The organism is Pantoea sp. XAF26B01_ASV70 (genome assembly GCF_054512635.1).
Genome location: NZ_CM137251.1, coordinates 1,918,333 through 1,933,728 on the forward strand (window position 1 = coordinate 1,918,333; position 15,396 = coordinate 1,933,728).

The following is a 15,396-nucleotide window of genomic DNA, read 5'->3' on the forward strand; positions in this document are numbered from 1 at the left end:
TTAAGGCAAAGGCGGCAGTGTATCATGAGGAAAGGAAACGGGCAGCCAGGCTGCCCGTTTGAGGGAGTGAATAAGGCGTATGATCCCTGAGCCGGTGCTGACTTTAAACGCCTAAAAGGGCAGCCAGGCTGCCCGTTTGAGATAGCCTTTAGCGCGGAGACGGGATCGCCGTTCCCCAGTTACGCCAATCTTTCGGCGCTTCATCCTGCAGCAGGAAGTGTTTATCCGGATTCGCCTGTGGCGCCAGCGGCACCGTCGGCGGCGTCGCAAACTGAATGCCACCGCGAATAAACTGCTGGAAGGTCCCGGTTTTCACTACGCCACCCACCAGACCGAAGTCCAGGTTATAGCCGGATGCCAGCCAGAACACCGAGTTATTACGCACCAGATGCTGGTACTTCTTACTGATGCGCAGGGCGATCTGCACACGATCCGCCATATTACCCAGTGAGGTGCCGGTCACGGTACCCACTTCCACACCACGGAACAGCACCGGCGTACCCAGCGACAGTGAACCGGCCTCAGTGGCATCAACATAAATGTTCAGGCCATTAAGGTAGCGGGAGTCGGTAATGGTGCTCTCCTGCAGCTCAAACGTGCGCGCGGCGCCACCTTTACCGGGATCCACGTTGACGTAAGGCTGCAACAGGGTTTCCAGATGATTCACGCCGGTAGCGGAAATCTCCGGTGAAACCACCGAGAAACGGCTGCCGAGACGGGCGAAATCGTTGACATACTCCGGATAGAGTACCGCTTTCGCTACCACCTGATTGTTATCTTTGCTTAACGACAGTGACTCCACCTGGCCGACATTAATACCCAGGTAACGAATCGGCATTCCGGCAGAGAGCTTGCTGGCATCATAGGTGTGCAGCGTAATCTGGCTACCCACCGCGCGGGCGGCGGTTTCAGACGGATAGAGGACGCGTTTGGCCCCTTTGGCCGACTGCGCACCACTCATATTGTCGAAACTGATCGCGCCTTTCAGTGCGCGGTTAAGCGGCGATGCCTGCACCGTCAGGCCGCTGCCGTTAAGGCTGACGCGTGCGCCACCCTCAGCCCAGAACACGCTTTCGCTGGTCAGCAGCTTGCGATATTCCGGCTGAATATGTACCGCAATATCAAACGCGTCAGCGCGCGGCGTGACTTTGACGATCTCACCCACCTGAAATTTGCGGTAAAGCACGACAGAGCCGGCCTGCACGTCAGGCAGACTGTTGGCGGTCAGCATCAGCGTGGTAGAAGGGCCATCGCCGGTAATGCCTTCTTCCGCTTTTTCAGCATCGGCAAACAGCGGATAGGCACTTTTTGGCTCACCCTTTTTGCCCGGATCCAGCCGGATACCGCCATCCACCCATTCACGGGCGCTGGCACCTAATACCTGCATGCCATCAAGACCGAACTTCACATCCAGCCGACTGTTAACGATAAATTTGCTGTCGCCATGCACCAGATTGCGATTTTCAGGATTGACCGCCACCACGAAATTCACGCCATTTTCATCCAGCGTACGCGACATCACCTGACCAATCTGCATGCCGTGCAGCATCAGCGGCTGGCCCTGATCGATACCATAGCTCTCTGGCGCGCTGAGTTTTACCGTCAGTACATTGGGCTTCTGCAGCAGAGTCTCATTGGACGCCAGCACGGTGTAGTGCTGCTGCGGCTCGCCTTCGCCCGGCACCAGTTCCAGCGTGTTGCCGGTCAGCAGCGCGCTGAGGCTGGTATCCGTCAGGCTGATTTTCGGGCTGTGCATCTCAATGCGGGTGCCGCTGCGCATCAGACCGACAACAGAGGGATCGATGGTCAGCTCGCCGGTGACCTTGCCGCCATCCTGCAGGTTCAGTTTGGTCAGTGTGCCGACTTCCAGTCCCTGATACATCAGCGGGGTGCTGCCCGCCTTGAGATTGTTGCCGTTAGGCAGATCCAGCGTGATCTGCACGCCGCGCTGACTATGCGCCAGATCGGGATAGAGCCGGTAATTCTGCTCAGCTTTGGCCGTTTCCGCACCCTGTGGCGAGTCAAACGCGATCGCACCATTGACCAGCGCCGCCAGACTCTCCAGCTGCACTTTAGCCCCGCTCAGGCTGACGTCAGCATTCATGCCTGACACATTCCAGAAACGGCTGTTGGTTTTCACCAGATTGATAAAGCGACGGTCAATCAGCACATCAATCGACACGCCATCGGATTTGCTGTTAATGCTGTAGTCATAGACCCGGCCAACCGGAATTTTGCGGTAATAGACCAGCGAGCCGGTGTTGAGCGAGCCGAGATCGGGCGCATGCAGATGGATCATCAATTCGCCGGTATTCACCCGATACTTGGGCTGCGTATCCAGCGCGGTGAACGACTCGCTGGGTTTACCTTTACCCGGCATCATCCCGATGTAGTTACCACCGACCAGCGCATCCAGCCCCGACACACCCGCCAGCGAGGCTTTAGGCGTCACCAGCCAGAACTGCGTATCTTCACGCAGCGCATCGCGCATGTCGCTTTTGATGCTGGCTTTAATCTGAATGCTGCGATAATCATCACTGAGATTAATGCCCTGCACGGTGCCCACTTCCACGCCCTGATAGCGGATCGGGGTGCGACCCGGCACGATACCATCCGCCGTCTGGAAATTGATGGTGATGGTGGTGCCGCGCTCCTGATAATTGGTCCAGAGCAGCCAGCAGGCGATCAGCATCGCAATAATCGGCAGCAGCCAGAAGGGCGAAATTTTGCGCTTATTACGCAGCGTTGCGTTAGTCGGTGTAGTCGGCGTTTCCTGTTGCATGTGCATCCCAGAGCAGGCGGCTGTCCAGCCACTCAACAGACATAATGGTCAGGATGACGGCCGCGCCAAAAAATAGCGCCGCCGGTCCCATGGTAAAAGCCAGCAGCTGATCACGGTTGACCAGCGACATGGTTAACGAAATGACAAACAGATCGAGCATTGACCAGCGGCCAACCCAGGTTACAAACCGCAGCAAGCGGATGCGGGTTCTCAGCCCCTGTTCACAGCGAAAATGAATGCTGAGCAGCAGCGTCAGCATCACCAGCACCTTGATAAACGGCACCAGAATACTGGCGATAAAAACAATCGCCGCCACCGGAATATTGCCTTCGCCCAGCCCCAGGATGCCGGAGAAGATGGTGTCCTCACGCCGTGAACCATTAAGGTAGACCACGGAGATCGGCATCAGATTTGCGGGGATCAACAGCACAATCGATGCGATGAGCGCGGCCCAGGATTTCTGCAGGCTATGGCGGCGTCGGAAGTCGAGCGGCGTATGGCAGCGCGGGCAGCGGCCCCGTTCATCGGGTATGCTGGTGTTGTGACAGTTCAGGCAGACCTGCATATCGTCACGGGCCATATTGCCAGGCGTCTGTGGGTAGAAATGCTCCCACAGCTGCTCCATATTCAGATGGATCAGTGTCAGCACGCTCAGCACTGTCAGGGCGATGTAAGCTGCCAGCCCGTAGCCAATCTCCAGCGAAGCATAGTCCTGCACTTTAATTGACGCCACGGCGATGCCGATCAGATAGATATCTAGCATCACCCACTCTTTCAGCTTCTCAAGCATCAGCAGCACGGGACGCAGATTCATGCCGAGCCGGTGGCCGATACCGAGATAACAGATACCCGCCACCAGCGTCACCGGCGCGCCGATGGTGCAGAACGCCACCATCGAGGCCGTCAGTACATCACCCTGCTGGGTCATCTGTATGATGCCTTCCAGTACGCTGGCATTGATGCGCATGCCAAGCAGCCGGATATCTACCAGCGGCAGGGAGAAAGCAAAGGGCATTAACACAATCATGGTGGCGGCCATCGCCATAAGACGGGTCATCGGCCAGTCGCGACCACTGAGAATTTCGGCGTTACAGCGTGGGCAATGTGCCGACTGATGAGATTTCACATCCGGTAAGGAAAAAAGGGTATCGCATTGCGGGCAACGCTGATAACGTGCGTGAGGCAATGTCTGGCTGATAGCGTGAATTTTCATAGGGTGATGCAATCTTCGCTCTTCAGAAGTAACAGATATCGGTCATAAAGACATTGTCTGTGTGCCTGTCTCGGGCATCACGCTTCGATCCACAGAATGCTAAGGGTATAGCAACTAACGCTATGATTCACCTTGTGGCTCTGGATATTTAAAACTTATTTTTAACGAACGGTCTTTAATGCCCCGTTCAGATGTCATTGGTAACGGTTAAATAATGAACAAAACTGCCTTTTACGCCGATTTGAATCGCGATATGCGCGCCTTACTGGCGGGAGAAACGGCGTTCCTCGCCGCGATGGGAAACTTTAGCGCGCTGCTGTACGAACGTCTCGATGGCGTGAACTGGGCTGGTTTCTACCTGCTGACGGAAGCGGATACGCTGGTGCTGGGCCCGTTCCAGGGCAAAATCGCCTGTGTGCGCATTCCGGTTGGTAAAGGTGTGTGTGGCACGGCGCTGGCAGAAGAAAAAGTGCAACGCGTAGATGATGTGCATGCCTTCCCGGGCCACATCGCTTGTGACGCTGCCAGCAATGCTGAGATTGTGATTCCTCTGAAAGTGAATGGCACTGTGGTTGGGGTGCTGGACATCGACAGCGTGGCGTACAATCGCTTTGACAGCGACGACGAATCGGGGCTGGTCACACTGACTGATGGGCTTTGTGAAGTGCTTGCGAACAGCGACTTAGAAAAATATCTGCAGCTGACGCGCAGCTAATCGACTGGATCACATGGCATTTAGCGATGTTGTCATTATAATGTCGCCTGTTCATGCCTGCGCTGGTCGGCAAACCCGTTGTAATCAGGAAATTTCATGGAAAATCAACCTAAGTTGAATAGCAGTAAAGAAGTCATCACTTTTCTGGCGGAGCGCTTTCCGCACTGCTTTAGCGCTGAAGGTGAAGCGCGTCCGCTCAAAATCGGTATCTTTCAGGATCTGGTCGAGCGTGTTCAGGGCGAAATGGGTCTGAGCAAAACACAGCTGCGTTCCGCGCTGCGTCTCTATACGTCAAGCTGGCGTTATTTGTACGGCATCAAAGCCGGTGCTATCCGTGTCGATCTCGACGGTAATGCCTGTGGCGTGCTGGATGAGCAACACGTTGAGCATGCACGTAAGCAGCTGGAAGAAGCGAAAGCACGCGTCCAGGCGCAGCGTGACCAGCAGCGCGCCGCGCGTCGTGAAGCAGGCGAAAGCGAAGAGGGCGCGGCACCGCGTCGTCCACGCAAGCCCGCGGCACGTAAGCCTGCAGAAGGCGAAGCCGCGCGTAAACCGCGTCCGCAGACCACTGCACCGCGTGCGACCGCCTCACAGCATCGCAAGCCAGCCCCACGTCCGGAGCAGGAAGCCCGACCCATCACTGATACCTCAACTTTGCAACCCGGCCAGAGTATTAAAGTTAAAGCAGGCAAAAGTGCGATGGACGCTACCGTTCTTGAAGTATCAAAAGACGGCGTTCGGGTCCAGCTCGCTTCCGGCATGGCAATGATTGTGCGCGCAGAACACTTGCAGTTCTGAAACGGAGGCTAACCCCGGCATGAACACCCTTTTTAAAGTTGGACTTATTGCGGGCCTGCTATTAGCAGGCCCAACCTTCGGCGCGGAGAACATTACCCGCGCCGATCAGATTCCCCAGCTTCACGAAGATCCGCAGGATCCGACGGTCAGTGAGCGCGTAACCTCGCGCTTTACCCGTTCCCACTATCGCCAGTTCGACCTGGATCAGAACTTTTCAGCGAAAATTTTTGATCGCTATCTGAACATGCTCGACTACAGCCACAATGTGCTGCTGGCGTCAGATGTGGCGCAGTTTGCCAGCAAAAAAACCACCGTCGGCGATGAGCTGCGCAGTGGCAAGCTGGATCTCTTTTACGATATTTATAATCTGGCGCAGAAACGCCGTTTTGAGCGCTATCAATATGCGCTGACGGTGCTGGCTCGTCCGATGAATTTCAGCGGCAATGACACTATCGACATTGACCGCGCGAAAGCACCCTGGCCGAAAGATCAGTCTGAACTGAATGCGCTGTGGGATGCCAAGGTCAAATATGATCAGTTGAGTCTGAAGCTGGCGGGCAAAGATGATAACGAGATCCGCGACGTTCTGACCAAGCGTTACAACTTCGCTATCCGTCGTCTGGCCCAGAGCAACGGTGAAGATGTTTTCCAGCTGGTGATGAACGCTTTTGCCCGCGAAATCGATCCGCACACCAGCTATCTGTCGCCGCGTAACACCGAGCAGTTCAACACCGAAATGAGCCTGTCACTGGAAGGCATCGGTGCGGTTCTGCAGATGGATGACGACTATACGGTGATCAACTCGATGGTCGCAGGCGGCCCGGCCGCGAAGAGCAAAGCCATTACCGTTGGCGATCGCATCGTCGGTGTGGGTCAGCCAGGCAAGCCGATGGAAGATGTGATCGGCTGGCGTCTGGATGATGTCGTGGCAAAAATTAAAGGACCTAAGGGCAGCAAAGTGCGCCTGGAAGTTCTGCCAGCCGGTAAGGGCACCAAAACCCGTACTGTGACGCTGACACGTGAGAAAATCCGTCTGGAAGATCGCGCGGTTAAATTGACCATCAAAAATGTCGGCAAGCAGAAAGTGGGCGTGCTCGATATTCCTGGTTTCTATGTCGGCCTCACCGACGACGTGAAAGTACAGCTGCAGAAACTGCAGAAACAGAACGTCGACAGTGTGGTGATCGATCTGCGTACCAACGGCGGCGGCGCGCTGACCGAAGCAGTCTCGCTTTCCGGTCTGTTTATTCCGAGTGGTCCGGTAGTTCAGGTACGCGACAACAATGGTCGGATTCGTGAAGACAGCGATAACGACGGTGTTGTCTACTACAAAGGACCGCTGGTGGTGCTGGTCGATCGCTTCAGCGCCTCAGCTTCTGAGATCTTTGCTGCCGCGATGCAGGATTACGGTCGCGCGGTGATTGTTGGCGAGCCAACCTTTGGTAAAGGCACCGTTCAGCAGTATCGCTCTCTGAACCGCATTTACGATCAGATGCTGCGTCCGGAGTGGCCTGCGTTAGGCTCCGTTTCTTACACCATTCAGAAGTTCTATCGCATTAACGGCGGCAGTACACAGCGTAAAGGCGTCACGCCGGATCTGCTGATGCCAACCGGCGTTGAAGCGGCTGAAACCGGTGAGAAATTTGAGGATAACGCACTGCCGTGGGACAGCATCAAAGCGGCGACCTATGTCAAAACCGGTGATGTGAAACCGCTGGTGGTGCAGCTGACTAAGCAGCATGCTGACCGCATCGCTCAGGATCGCGAGTTCCAGTACATCATGAAGGACATTGCCCGTTACAATGCCCTGAAAGATAAGCGCAACATCGTGTCGCTTAATCTCGCTCAGCGCGAGAAAGAGAACCACGAAGATGATGCGTCTCGTCTGGAGCGGATCAACGCGCGCTATCAGGCCGAAGGCAAAAAACCGCTGAAAAACCTGGATGAGTTGCCGAAAGATTATAAAGAGCCGGATCCGTATCTTGATGAGACGGTGAAGATCGCTAACGATCTTGCGCAGCTGGAGAAATCCCAGCCAGAGGCGCCAGCGGCTAAATAAACCGCTATTGCCAGAAAAAGCACCGCTCAGCGGTGCTTTTTTTTGTACTCAGAAAAGTTTCCAGTAAGCAATGATTAGCGCTGGTGAAGGTGCCTGAAGGCTGGGCTCCTCATCAGGCGTGTCAGAATGTAAAGTTATGTCTTTTTAGGCACTTAAACGTTAAGGTTGCTTGAAAAGCAGCCCAATGCCCATAGGATATGGATCCGCGTATAGGCGCGTGAACTACTGAGGAAGATTAACAAAAATGATGCGTATTGCTCTTTTCCTGATGACCAACCTGGCTGTGATGTTGGTATTCGGGCTGATTCTCAGCCTGACAGGGATCCAGTCAAGCAGTGTTCAGGGCCTGATGATCATGGCAGGCCTGTTTGGCTTCGGCGGTGCGTTTGTTTCACTGCTGATGTCGAAGTGGATGGCACTGCGATCGGTTGGCGGTGAAGTGATTGAACAGCCACGCAACGAAACCGAGCGCTGGCTGGTGGATACAATTGGCCGTCAGGCACAACAGGCGGGTATTGCGATGCCGCAGGTGGCGATCTATCACGCACCTGACATCAACGCCTTTGCGACTGGCGCACGGCGTAACGCCTCACTGGTTGCTGTCTCAACCGGTCTGCTGCAGAACATGAGCCGTGATGAAGCGGAAGCGGTGCTGGCACACGAAGTGTCACACATCGCCAACGGCGACATGATCACCATGACGCTGATCCAGGGTGTGGTGAACACCTTTGTGATTTTCGTTTCACGTATTCTGGCGCAGATCGCGGCAGGCTTTATGTCCGGCAACCGCGATGGTGAGGAGAGCAGCAACGGCAACCCGCTGGTCTACTTTGCGGTGTCGATGGTGCTGGAACTGGTGTTTGGTATTCTCGCCAGCATCATCACCATGTGGTTCTCGCGTCACCGTGAGTTCCATGCCGATGCCGGTTCAGCGAAGCTGGTAGGTCGTGAGAAGATGATTGCGGCGTTACAGCGCCTGAAAACCAGCTACGAACCGCAGGAGCCGAGCAGCATGATGGCGTTCTGTATCAACGGTAAAGGCAAATCGTTCAGCGAGCTGTTTATGTCGCATCCGCCGTTAGATAAGCGTATTGAAGCACTGCGTAGCGGTCAGTATCTGAAGTAGCGTTAAGCAGAGCAAAAAAGGCGACCCTGGGTCGCCTTTTCTGTTTAGAAACCATAATCAGACTGAATCTGACAGCAATATCTTAGCTCAACATGCAGGGAACCCGGGCAGAGGAGGAAAGCGTCCCGCGCCATGGATGGTGCGGGCCGACCGTCATGGATGACAGAAGTCTTTCCGATCTGACCGGGTTCCCTGTGAAGGCTCGGCCTTACAGCGAATCGGGTCACACTCTGTCAGGTGGTCGCCTTTTCTGTTTCTGCCATCAGGCGCGGGTCTGCGTCATCCGTGACACACTGACCAGCGCGGCCACGGCGGCAAAGCTGCCCGCCAGCAGCAGCGAAGCGTGCGTCCCGCGTTCATCAAACAGATTAAACATCAGCGCGACCAGTGCAGCACCCATACTCTGGCCCAGCAGGCGCGCGGTGCCCAGCATGCCGCTGGCGCCGCCGCTGCGATGACGCGGAGCGGAAGTGACAATGGTGTGGTTGTTGGGTGACTGAAACAGCCCAAAACCGGCACCGCAAAGCATCATGCGCCAGATTATATCGCCATCACCCGGGTTGGCCGGCAGCCAGGCGAGCAGAAACAACCCCAGGGCGAAAATGGCCAGCCCGATGCCGCCCAGCAACCCTGCATGCACCCGTTCAATCAGCCGGCCGGCAATCGGCGCAAATACCATGGTTGCCAGCGGCCAGGGCGTCAGCAGTAAACCGGTTGCCACCTCATCACGCTGCAGGACGTTTTGCAGAAAGAAGGGCAGCGACACCATCGCCAGCATCTGCGCGCAGAACGAACAGACCGACGTTCCCATCGACAGGCTGAAAATCGGGATACGCAGCAGATCAACCGGCAGCAGCGGCACCGCCATGTTTAACTGACGACGAATAAAGAACCAGCCCACAACCAGCAGAGCAATGACCTCCGACAGCACCAGCAGATGACTCTGTCCCTGTGCAAACCCGCTCAGCGCAGAGATGATCAGACCAAAGAACAGGGCGTTCATGATCGCGCTGGGAACATCAAATTTCTGCGCCGTCGCTTTCTGCGGATTATCAGGCAGCGTGCGCAGCGCCAGCCAGAGCGCAATGGCACCCAGCGGGACGTTAATCAGAAACAGCCACTTCCAGCTTGCCACTGAAAGAATCGCTGCGGCAACCGTCGGGCCTGCCGCGGTTGAAACCGCCACGACCAGCGAGTTGATCGCCATGCCGCGTCCCAGATGACGCTGCGGATAGATAATGCGTATCAGCGCGGTATTCACACTCATCAGCGCTGCACCTCCTAATCCCTGCAGCACGCGGGCGAAAGTCAGCATGGTCAGGGTGGTGGAGAAGGCGCAGAACAGCGAAGTGGCAATAAACAGCGCCAGGCCCGCCTGATAGACGCGGCGATAACCCAGCATGTCGCCCAGAAAGGAGAGCGACAGCAGCGAGACGATAATCGCAATCTGATAGGCGTTCACTATCCAGATCGACTGCGCCGGGCTGGCATTCAGTTCGCGCGAGATAGTGGGCAGGGCGACATTGGCTATCGCGCCATCCAGCACCGCCATGGTCAGACCCAGCGCGATGGTGACGATTGCCATATAGCGCTGACGCGCGGGTAATCCATCCTGAGGAGGAGAGAGTGTCATAAGTTAATTACTAAAGAGGGTGAATATCATCATGCTAATGAAATTAACGCTGAAATGCAGCGATCGGATGGATAAAAAACTGTCTTTAAATATGACGTAATGGTTAAAGCATTGCTGCCTTCGTATGCCTCACTCTATACTGACAGTCCGTTCCATTTTTTTTGAAACAGGTTTAACAAGGTGCGCGATGTCCTCTGCTGAAAATGATAAACAGCCCGATTCCGTCTCTTCGGTACTTAAAGTGTTCGGCATTCTGCAGGCGCTGGGTGAAGAGCGCGATCACGGTATTACTGAGCTCGCGCAGCGCGTGATGATGTCAAAAAGCACCGTTTACCGTTTCCTGCAGACCATGAAGTCGCTGGGTTATGTCACGCAGGAAGGTGAGAGCGAGAAGTACTCACTGACACTGAAGCTGTTTGAACTGGGCGCTAAAGCGCTGCAGAACGTCGATTTAATCCGCAGTGCGGATGTGCAGATGCGTGAGCTTTCGCGTCTGACCAAAGAGACCATTCATCTGGGGGCGCTGGAAGAGGACAGTATTGTCTACATCCACAAAATCGACTCCCTCTACAACCTGCGTATGTATTCGCGCATTGGCCGTCGTAATCCGCTGCATACCACCGCGATTGGAAAAGTTCTGCTCGCCTGGCGCGATCGCAGCGAAGTTGAGGAGATCCTGCGGGACGTCGAGTTCAAACGGAGCACGGCCAATACGCTGTTAAGCGCGGAGGCGTTGATTACGGCGCTGGATCAGGTAAGAACGCAGGGCTATGGTGAAGATAACGAAGAGCAGGAAGAGGGTTTACGCTGCCTCGCTGTGCCGGTATTTGACCGTTTTGGCGTGGTGATTGCGGGACTGAGTATCTCTTTTCCCACCATTCGCTTTTCAGAAGATGCCCGCCAGGATTACGTGGCCATGTTGCATCGGGCGGCGCGTACGCTCTCCTCAGAGATGGGCTATCACGACTATCCGTTCTGAAAACAGCGGGCCATGTGGCCCGCTGTTTTGTTAATTATCGATCACTTCTCCGCTTTTCTTCAGCAACGGACAATCAGTCACGCCCACCACGCCACTGTCAGTATGCAGATACTGCGCACTGATCACACCGCGAGCGGTCAGATAGCTGCACTGCAGGCCAAGGCCGGCGGCATTTTTAGTACTGCCGGTTAATACGCCATAGCCGGTAAACAGCATCGCCAGCCAGATCACCGCCAGCAAGCCTACCGTACGAATAAACAGTTTCATTATGTCTCCTTGTGAAAGATAACTCAGCGCTCCACCTGGTGCCGCCGGTTATGATGATATCAGCATGCCTCGCTTTTCTGGTGGGATCGATCAGAGATAACTGAAACGGCAAATTCTGCATTGATGTTAACCCCATTATCTTTTGCGATGGCGACAGGTAGAATAGGCGGTTGCCATGTTCTGGCGTTTCCACTGAGTTTTACGAGGCAGTTATGAATGAGTTAGCCGCAAATTCGGGCCCACTGGTCAGCTATGGCCTGCTGGTCATTATTTTGATTGTGGCGTTTATCGCCTGGTTCTTTGTTAACCGCGCCAGCGTGCGCGCCGGTGAGCAAATCCGCTTACTGGAATCCTTGCTGGAAGAGCAGAAGAAACAGAATCAGCTGCTGCGCCGTCTGATTGAGATGCAGCCAGGGGCAGAGAGTAAAAAAACCGATGACGATCGCGAGAAACGCGATTTTATCCGGTTGATTCCGGAACGATAATCACAGCAGAGAGGCGGGATGGTCTGGAAAAATCCGTGGTATGACAGCAGCAAAGCGCATCACACGCCCGAGGGATTCTGCAATCCTGAACCGGAACGGCGCAAGCCGGGCGATCTGCAGCGCTGGCGCAGGGAGCGCAAAGCGCAGGGGCTGCCGCTGCCACCGCAGCAGGGCTACAGGGCTTTCACCGAACAGTGGTGGCAGCACGCTGATATCCGCGGCAGTGACGATCGCATCTGGTGGTTGGGTCATGCCGCCGTGCTGCTGCGGCTGAACCAGCAATATATCCTGATCGATCCCGCACTCTCGTCACGCGCCTCACCACTCTCTTTTGCCGGGCCGCAGCGAAAAACGCCCGCACCGCTTAGCATCGCTGATCTGCCGCGTCTGGATGTCGTGCTTATTTCACATAACCATTACGATCATCTTGATCGGCCGACGGTTAAAGCAATCGTCCGGCGTTTTCCGCAGGCGACCTTCATTGTGCCGCTGGGCCTGGAAAAATGGTGCAGGGCGCGGGGCGTGAAACAGGTCCATCAGCTCGACTGGTGGCAACAGTTTACTGTCGGCGACCTCTGTTTTGATGCGGTGCCGGCACGTCACTGGAGTATGCGAACGCCGCGCGATCGAAACCGTTCGCTCTGGTGCGGCTGGGTCGTGCGTTCTGCCTCCGTGCGCTTCTGGTTCTCGGGCGACAGCGGCTACAGCGATAGCCTGCCGGAGATTGCGGCCCGACTCGGCCCGTTCAGCCTGGCGGCTTTGCCGATTGGCGCTTATGCACCTGAATGGTTCATGGCGGGCCAACATATGAATCCCGATCAGGCGGTGGCGCTATGGCAGGCAGCAGGCAGGCCGCTGACGCTGCCCATCCACTGGGGCGTGTTCGAACTGGCCGATGAGTCGCTGGATGCGCCACCCAAAGAACTGGCGGATGCGCTACTGCGGGCAAACGAGCAAAAGGGCGGTTTCGCACCGTGGCGAATAGGCGAAAGCCGCGGGCTGAATAAGGATGCCCAGGAATTATCCTAAAACCTCAGAGTTAAAACAAAAGCCCGTTTTTATTATCTGATATCAATTTTTCAAATCAAAAGTTAAATTCTTAATAAGTAAAATCGGGCTCAATGCTTTTATTTGGAGCAGGACGACTGTCTGGCTCCTGCTTTTGGTGCAAAAAAAGTGTTATCTGTACGAAATAAAAGGCGCTGTACAGGATTGACGCCGGATTATTGATATTTTCAACTTTTCGCGCTTCGCTTATTCATTCTGTTATTGCCATATTTGTGAAATATTAATTTCTTATGGTATCCATTGGGTTAGACCCGGCAACAGAGGCCGGAGAGGGGTCTGGCCAGAGAGCGGGCTTAATTTGCATCGGCATTTGTAAACGCCACAGAACAGGCAATGTGAGCCTTCTGGCAATTATGTGCGCAGGCTGGCTGAGGCCCTTAAAAATGGCTTGCCATTGTTTTTAGGATATGTGATAACAAATCCTGAGTTAAACGAGGTACAGTTCTGTTTATGCATGGCATCTTCTGTAAAGAAGTCTGTAAAGAAGAACGAGTAAAGACGTTGACGTTGAATACCGCTTCCTTGCCGAACCTTAATTAGTGCCTCATGCAGTAATGTCTCTGGTTTTTCTGTACGACAGCCTTCGGGCTAAATAAACATCTAAAGGAATTTGCAAAATGGCAAAGATTAAAGGTCAGGTTAAGTGGTTCAACGAGTCTAAAGGTTTTGGTTTTATCACCCCTGCTGACGGTAGCAAAGATGTGTTCGTACACTTCTCCGCTATTCAGGGCAATGGTTTCAAAACCCTGGCTGAAGGCCAGAGCGTTGAGTTCGAAATTCAGGACGGCCAGAAAGGCCCGGCAGCCGTTAACGTTACGGCTATCTGATTCAACTCCGCCTCGGTGCATTGCACCCTGACATGAAATCTCAAAGCCCTGGCTTCTCAGCCGGGGCTTTCTTTATGCTTCCGATGCGTAAACGTTAAGGTTACACTGCGCCGCGTTATCTGATGCCGGAGCACCCTATGTCCCTGATTTGCCCTCTTTGTCACTCTCCTCTCGCCTTTACTGCGCGCAGCTGGTGCTGCGAGAATCGCCATCAGTTTGATCAGGCGAAAGAAGGGTATGTCAATCTGCTGCCCGTTCAGCATAAACGGTCGCGTGAACCGGGTGACAGTGCAGAGATGATGCAGGCACGACGCGAATTTCTTGAGGCAGGCTACTACCAGCCGCTGCGTGATCGGGTCGTCAGCCTGCTTGCGCCCGCGCTGAGCCAGCCGGAGTGCAAAATCCTGGATATCGGCTGTGGCGAAGGTTACTACACCGCCGCACTGGCTGACGCAGCAGGCGAGGCCGGGCAGGTCTATGGACTGGATGTCGCCAGAATGGCGATCCGGCTGGCAGCAAAGCGCTATCCGGCGGTGCGCTTCTGCGTCGCCTCCAGCCAGCGCTTACCCTTTGCCGATCACGCCCTGGATGCGGTTGTCCGAATCTACGCACCCTGCAATGAAGCGGAACTGGCGCGCGTGCTGAAGCCGGGTGGCCTGGTACTGACCGTGACACCGGGCCCGCATCATCTGCAGCAGTTCAAGGCGCTGATTTACCGCGAAGTGCAGTTGCATGTGCCGGAGCAGAAAGCGTATCCCGGATTCCGCCAGGTGGCGCAGCATGCGCTGCGTTACCCGATGGCATTAACCGGCGCAGCCGCGACGACCCTGCTTCAGATGACGCCGTTCGCCTGGCGGGCGCGTGAAGAGGTCTGGCAGACCCTGCAGCAGAGCGAGCAGTTCAGCTGCGACGCAGACTTTACCCTGACTGTGTGGCAGCGCGACTAGCGCGCCTCGACCAGGGTGTTATAGATGCGCTCCAGATCGTCGAGTTGCTGCACCGCGATCAGCAGCCGACGCTGTTCCAGCTGAATCACCAGAATGCCATCCTCAGAGAGATTCATACCCTGAATTCGCCGGTAATCGATCCAGACACCGGCGTAAAACAACCCCTCACTTTTCATCAGCAGCGTTGGCTTTCGCAGCCAGAATAGCCAGAACGCCAGAAAACTCAGCACCATCAGCAGTGAGGTGGTGAGCTGCGGGCCGTGATGGCTGACGTTGTTCCACAGCAGGATCAGCAGCAGGCCGATGAAAATCAGGCTATCCAGCTTATGCTGCCTGCGCAGCGCAACCCGTAAGCGGGTCGGGCCGTGGCGACGCGGCAGAATCGCCTCATGATAAATGGCAAACCCCATCAGGGCGGCAATACAACACGCAATCAGCGCGTCGGTTAATGACATCACATCTACCTCAAACAGGGTGAGCTCAGCCGGTTGTGGCTC

General features: G+C 55.2%; 14 protein-coding genes. 9 read left to right on the forward strand and 5 right to left on the reverse strand.

The features are described from left to right. Positions 1-148 precede the first annotated feature (148 nt). A complete protein-coding gene (locus tag ACX8ZY_RS08945) occupies positions 149-2,782 on the reverse strand; it encodes a PqiB family protein (RefSeq protein ID WP_010258767.1) in 2,634 nt (877 codons plus the stop codon). Beyond that, positions 2,751-3,995 (reverse strand): membrane integrity lipid transport subunit YebS, encoded by a 1,245-nt coding sequence (yebS, locus tag ACX8ZY_RS08950; RefSeq protein ID WP_022625536.1) that lies wholly within the window; start codon positions 3,993-3,995, stop codon positions 2,751-2,753. The genes ACX8ZY_RS08945 and yebS overlap by 32 nt, the downstream gene beginning before the upstream one ends. A gap of 214 nt (positions 3,996-4,209) precedes the next feature. Between yebS and ACX8ZY_RS08955 the strand changes: the two genes are divergently transcribed. The 4 genes from ACX8ZY_RS08955 to htpX all read left to right on the forward strand — a co-directional run bounded on the left by ACX8ZY_RS08955 (position 4,210) and on the right by htpX (position 8,693). Beyond that, the gene (locus ACX8ZY_RS08955) at positions 4,210-4,710 is read left to right on the forward strand and encodes a GAF domain-containing protein (RefSeq protein WP_010258773.1); all 501 of its coding nucleotides are present in this window, start codon (positions 4,210-4,212) and stop codon (positions 4,708-4,710) included. 96 nt (positions 4,711-4,806) lie between these two features. Further along, a complete protein-coding gene (gene proQ, locus ACX8ZY_RS08960; protein WP_010258776.1) occupies positions 4,807-5,508 on the forward strand; it encodes an RNA chaperone ProQ in 702 nt (233 codons plus the stop codon). Positions 5,509-5,527: 19 nt separating this feature from the next. Continuing rightward, complete coding sequence (gene prc, locus ACX8ZY_RS08965) at positions 5,528-7,567, forward strand: carboxy terminal-processing peptidase (RefSeq protein WP_031591391.1); 2,040 nt, start codon at positions 5,528-5,530, stop codon at positions 7,565-7,567. Positions 7,568-7,811: 244 nt separating this feature from the next. Then, positions 7,812-8,693 (forward strand): protease HtpX, encoded by an 882-nt coding sequence (htpX, locus tag ACX8ZY_RS08970; protein WP_003852678.1) that lies wholly within the window; start codon positions 7,812-7,814, stop codon positions 8,691-8,693. Positions 8,694-8,955: 262 nt separating this feature from the next. On the opposite strand, the gene ACX8ZY_RS08975 is transcribed toward htpX, so the two are convergent. Beyond that, positions 8,956-10,326 (reverse strand): MFS transporter, encoded by a 1,371-nt coding sequence (locus tag ACX8ZY_RS08975; protein ID WP_061901379.1) that lies wholly within the window; start codon positions 10,324-10,326, stop codon positions 8,956-8,958. Positions 10,327-10,513: 187 nt separating this feature from the next. Between ACX8ZY_RS08975 and kdgR the strand changes: the two genes are divergently transcribed. Next, the gene (gene kdgR / locus ACX8ZY_RS08980) at positions 10,514-11,305 is read left to right on the forward strand and encodes a DNA-binding transcriptional regulator KdgR (RefSeq protein WP_010670769.1); all 792 of its coding nucleotides are present in this window, start codon (positions 10,514-10,516) and stop codon (positions 11,303-11,305) included. 30 nt (positions 11,306-11,335) lie between these two features. Here kdgR and ACX8ZY_RS08985 read toward each other — a convergent pair whose 3' ends face one another. After that, entirely contained in the window at positions 11,336-11,572 is a 237-nt protein-coding gene (locus ACX8ZY_RS08985) for a YobH family protein (protein WP_010258788.1), read from the reverse strand. 212 nt (positions 11,573-11,784) lie between these two features. On the opposite strand from ACX8ZY_RS08985, the gene ACX8ZY_RS08990 reads away from it, so the two are divergent. The 4 genes from ACX8ZY_RS08990 (at position 11,785) to rlmA (ending at position 14,899) form a co-directional block, all read left to right on the forward strand. Next, positions 11,785-12,057, forward strand: a complete 273-nt coding sequence (locus ACX8ZY_RS08990) for a YebO family protein (RefSeq protein WP_010258793.1) — start codon at positions 11,785-11,787, stop codon at positions 12,055-12,057. An 18-nt stretch (positions 12,058-12,075) separates the two neighbouring features. Beyond that, on the forward strand, positions 12,076-13,086 hold the full coding sequence (locus ACX8ZY_RS08995) for an MBL fold metallo-hydrolase (RefSeq protein WP_421665364.1): 1,011 nt from the start codon (positions 12,076-12,078) through the stop codon (positions 13,084-13,086). A 656-nt stretch (positions 13,087-13,742) separates the two neighbouring features. Continuing rightward, on the forward strand, positions 13,743-13,952 hold the full coding sequence (gene cspE, locus ACX8ZY_RS09000; protein WP_003852684.1) for a transcription antiterminator/RNA stability regulator CspE: 210 nt from the start codon (positions 13,743-13,745) through the stop codon (positions 13,950-13,952). 137 nt (positions 13,953-14,089) lie between these two features. Next, on the forward strand, positions 14,090-14,899 hold the full coding sequence (gene rlmA, locus ACX8ZY_RS09005) for a 23S rRNA (guanine(745)-N(1))-methyltransferase (protein WP_031591383.1): 810 nt from the start codon (positions 14,090-14,092) through the stop codon (positions 14,897-14,899). On the opposite strand, the gene ACX8ZY_RS09010 is transcribed toward rlmA, so the two are convergent. Further along, the gene (locus tag ACX8ZY_RS09010) at positions 14,896-15,354 is read right to left on the reverse strand and encodes a DUF986 family protein (RefSeq protein WP_022625541.1); all 459 of its coding nucleotides are present in this window, start codon (positions 15,352-15,354) and stop codon (positions 14,896-14,898) included. The two genes, rlmA and ACX8ZY_RS09010, sit on opposite strands and share 4 nt — an antisense overlap. Positions 15,355-15,396: the final 42 nt, after the last annotated feature.

Excerpts from the sequence above, each read along its gene's own strand:
- ACX8ZY_RS08945 (WP_010258767.1), bottom strand. The coding sequence starts at position 2,782 with ATGCAACAGGAAACGCCGACTACACCGACTAACGCAACGCTGCGTAAT.
- yebS (WP_022625536.1), bottom strand. The coding sequence starts at position 3,995 with ATGAAAATTCACGCTATCAGCCAGACATTGCCTCACGCACGTTATCAG.
- ACX8ZY_RS08955 (WP_010258773.1), top strand. The coding sequence starts at position 4,210 with ATGAACAAAACTGCCTTTTACGCCGATTTGAATCGCGATATGCGCGCC.
- proQ (WP_010258776.1), top strand. The coding sequence starts at position 4,807 with ATGGAAAATCAACCTAAGTTGAATAGCAGTAAAGAAGTCATCACTTTT.
- prc (WP_031591391.1), top strand. The coding sequence starts at position 5,528 with ATGAACACCCTTTTTAAAGTTGGACTTATTGCGGGCCTGCTATTAGCA.
- htpX (WP_003852678.1), top strand. The coding sequence starts at position 7,812 with ATGATGCGTATTGCTCTTTTCCTGATGACCAACCTGGCTGTGATGTTG.
- ACX8ZY_RS08975 (WP_061901379.1), bottom strand. The coding sequence starts at position 10,326 with ATGACACTCTCTCCTCCTCAGGATGGATTACCCGCGCGTCAGCGCTAT.
- kdgR (WP_010670769.1), top strand. The coding sequence starts at position 10,514 with ATGTCCTCTGCTGAAAATGATAAACAGCCCGATTCCGTCTCTTCGGTA.
- ACX8ZY_RS08985 (WP_010258788.1), bottom strand. The coding sequence starts at position 11,572 with ATGAAACTGTTTATTCGTACGGTAGGCTTGCTGGCGGTGATCTGGCTG.
- ACX8ZY_RS08990 (WP_010258793.1), top strand. The coding sequence starts at position 11,785 with ATGAATGAGTTAGCCGCAAATTCGGGCCCACTGGTCAGCTATGGCCTG.
- ACX8ZY_RS08995 (WP_421665364.1), top strand. The coding sequence starts at position 12,076 with ATGGTCTGGAAAAATCCGTGGTATGACAGCAGCAAAGCGCATCACACG.
- cspE (WP_003852684.1), top strand. The coding sequence starts at position 13,743 with ATGGCAAAGATTAAAGGTCAGGTTAAGTGGTTCAACGAGTCTAAAGGT.
- rlmA (WP_031591383.1), top strand. The coding sequence starts at position 14,090 with ATGTCCCTGATTTGCCCTCTTTGTCACTCTCCTCTCGCCTTTACTGCG.
- ACX8ZY_RS09010 (WP_022625541.1), bottom strand. The coding sequence starts at position 15,354 with ATGTCATTAACCGACGCGCTGATTGCGTGTTGTATTGCCGCCCTGATG.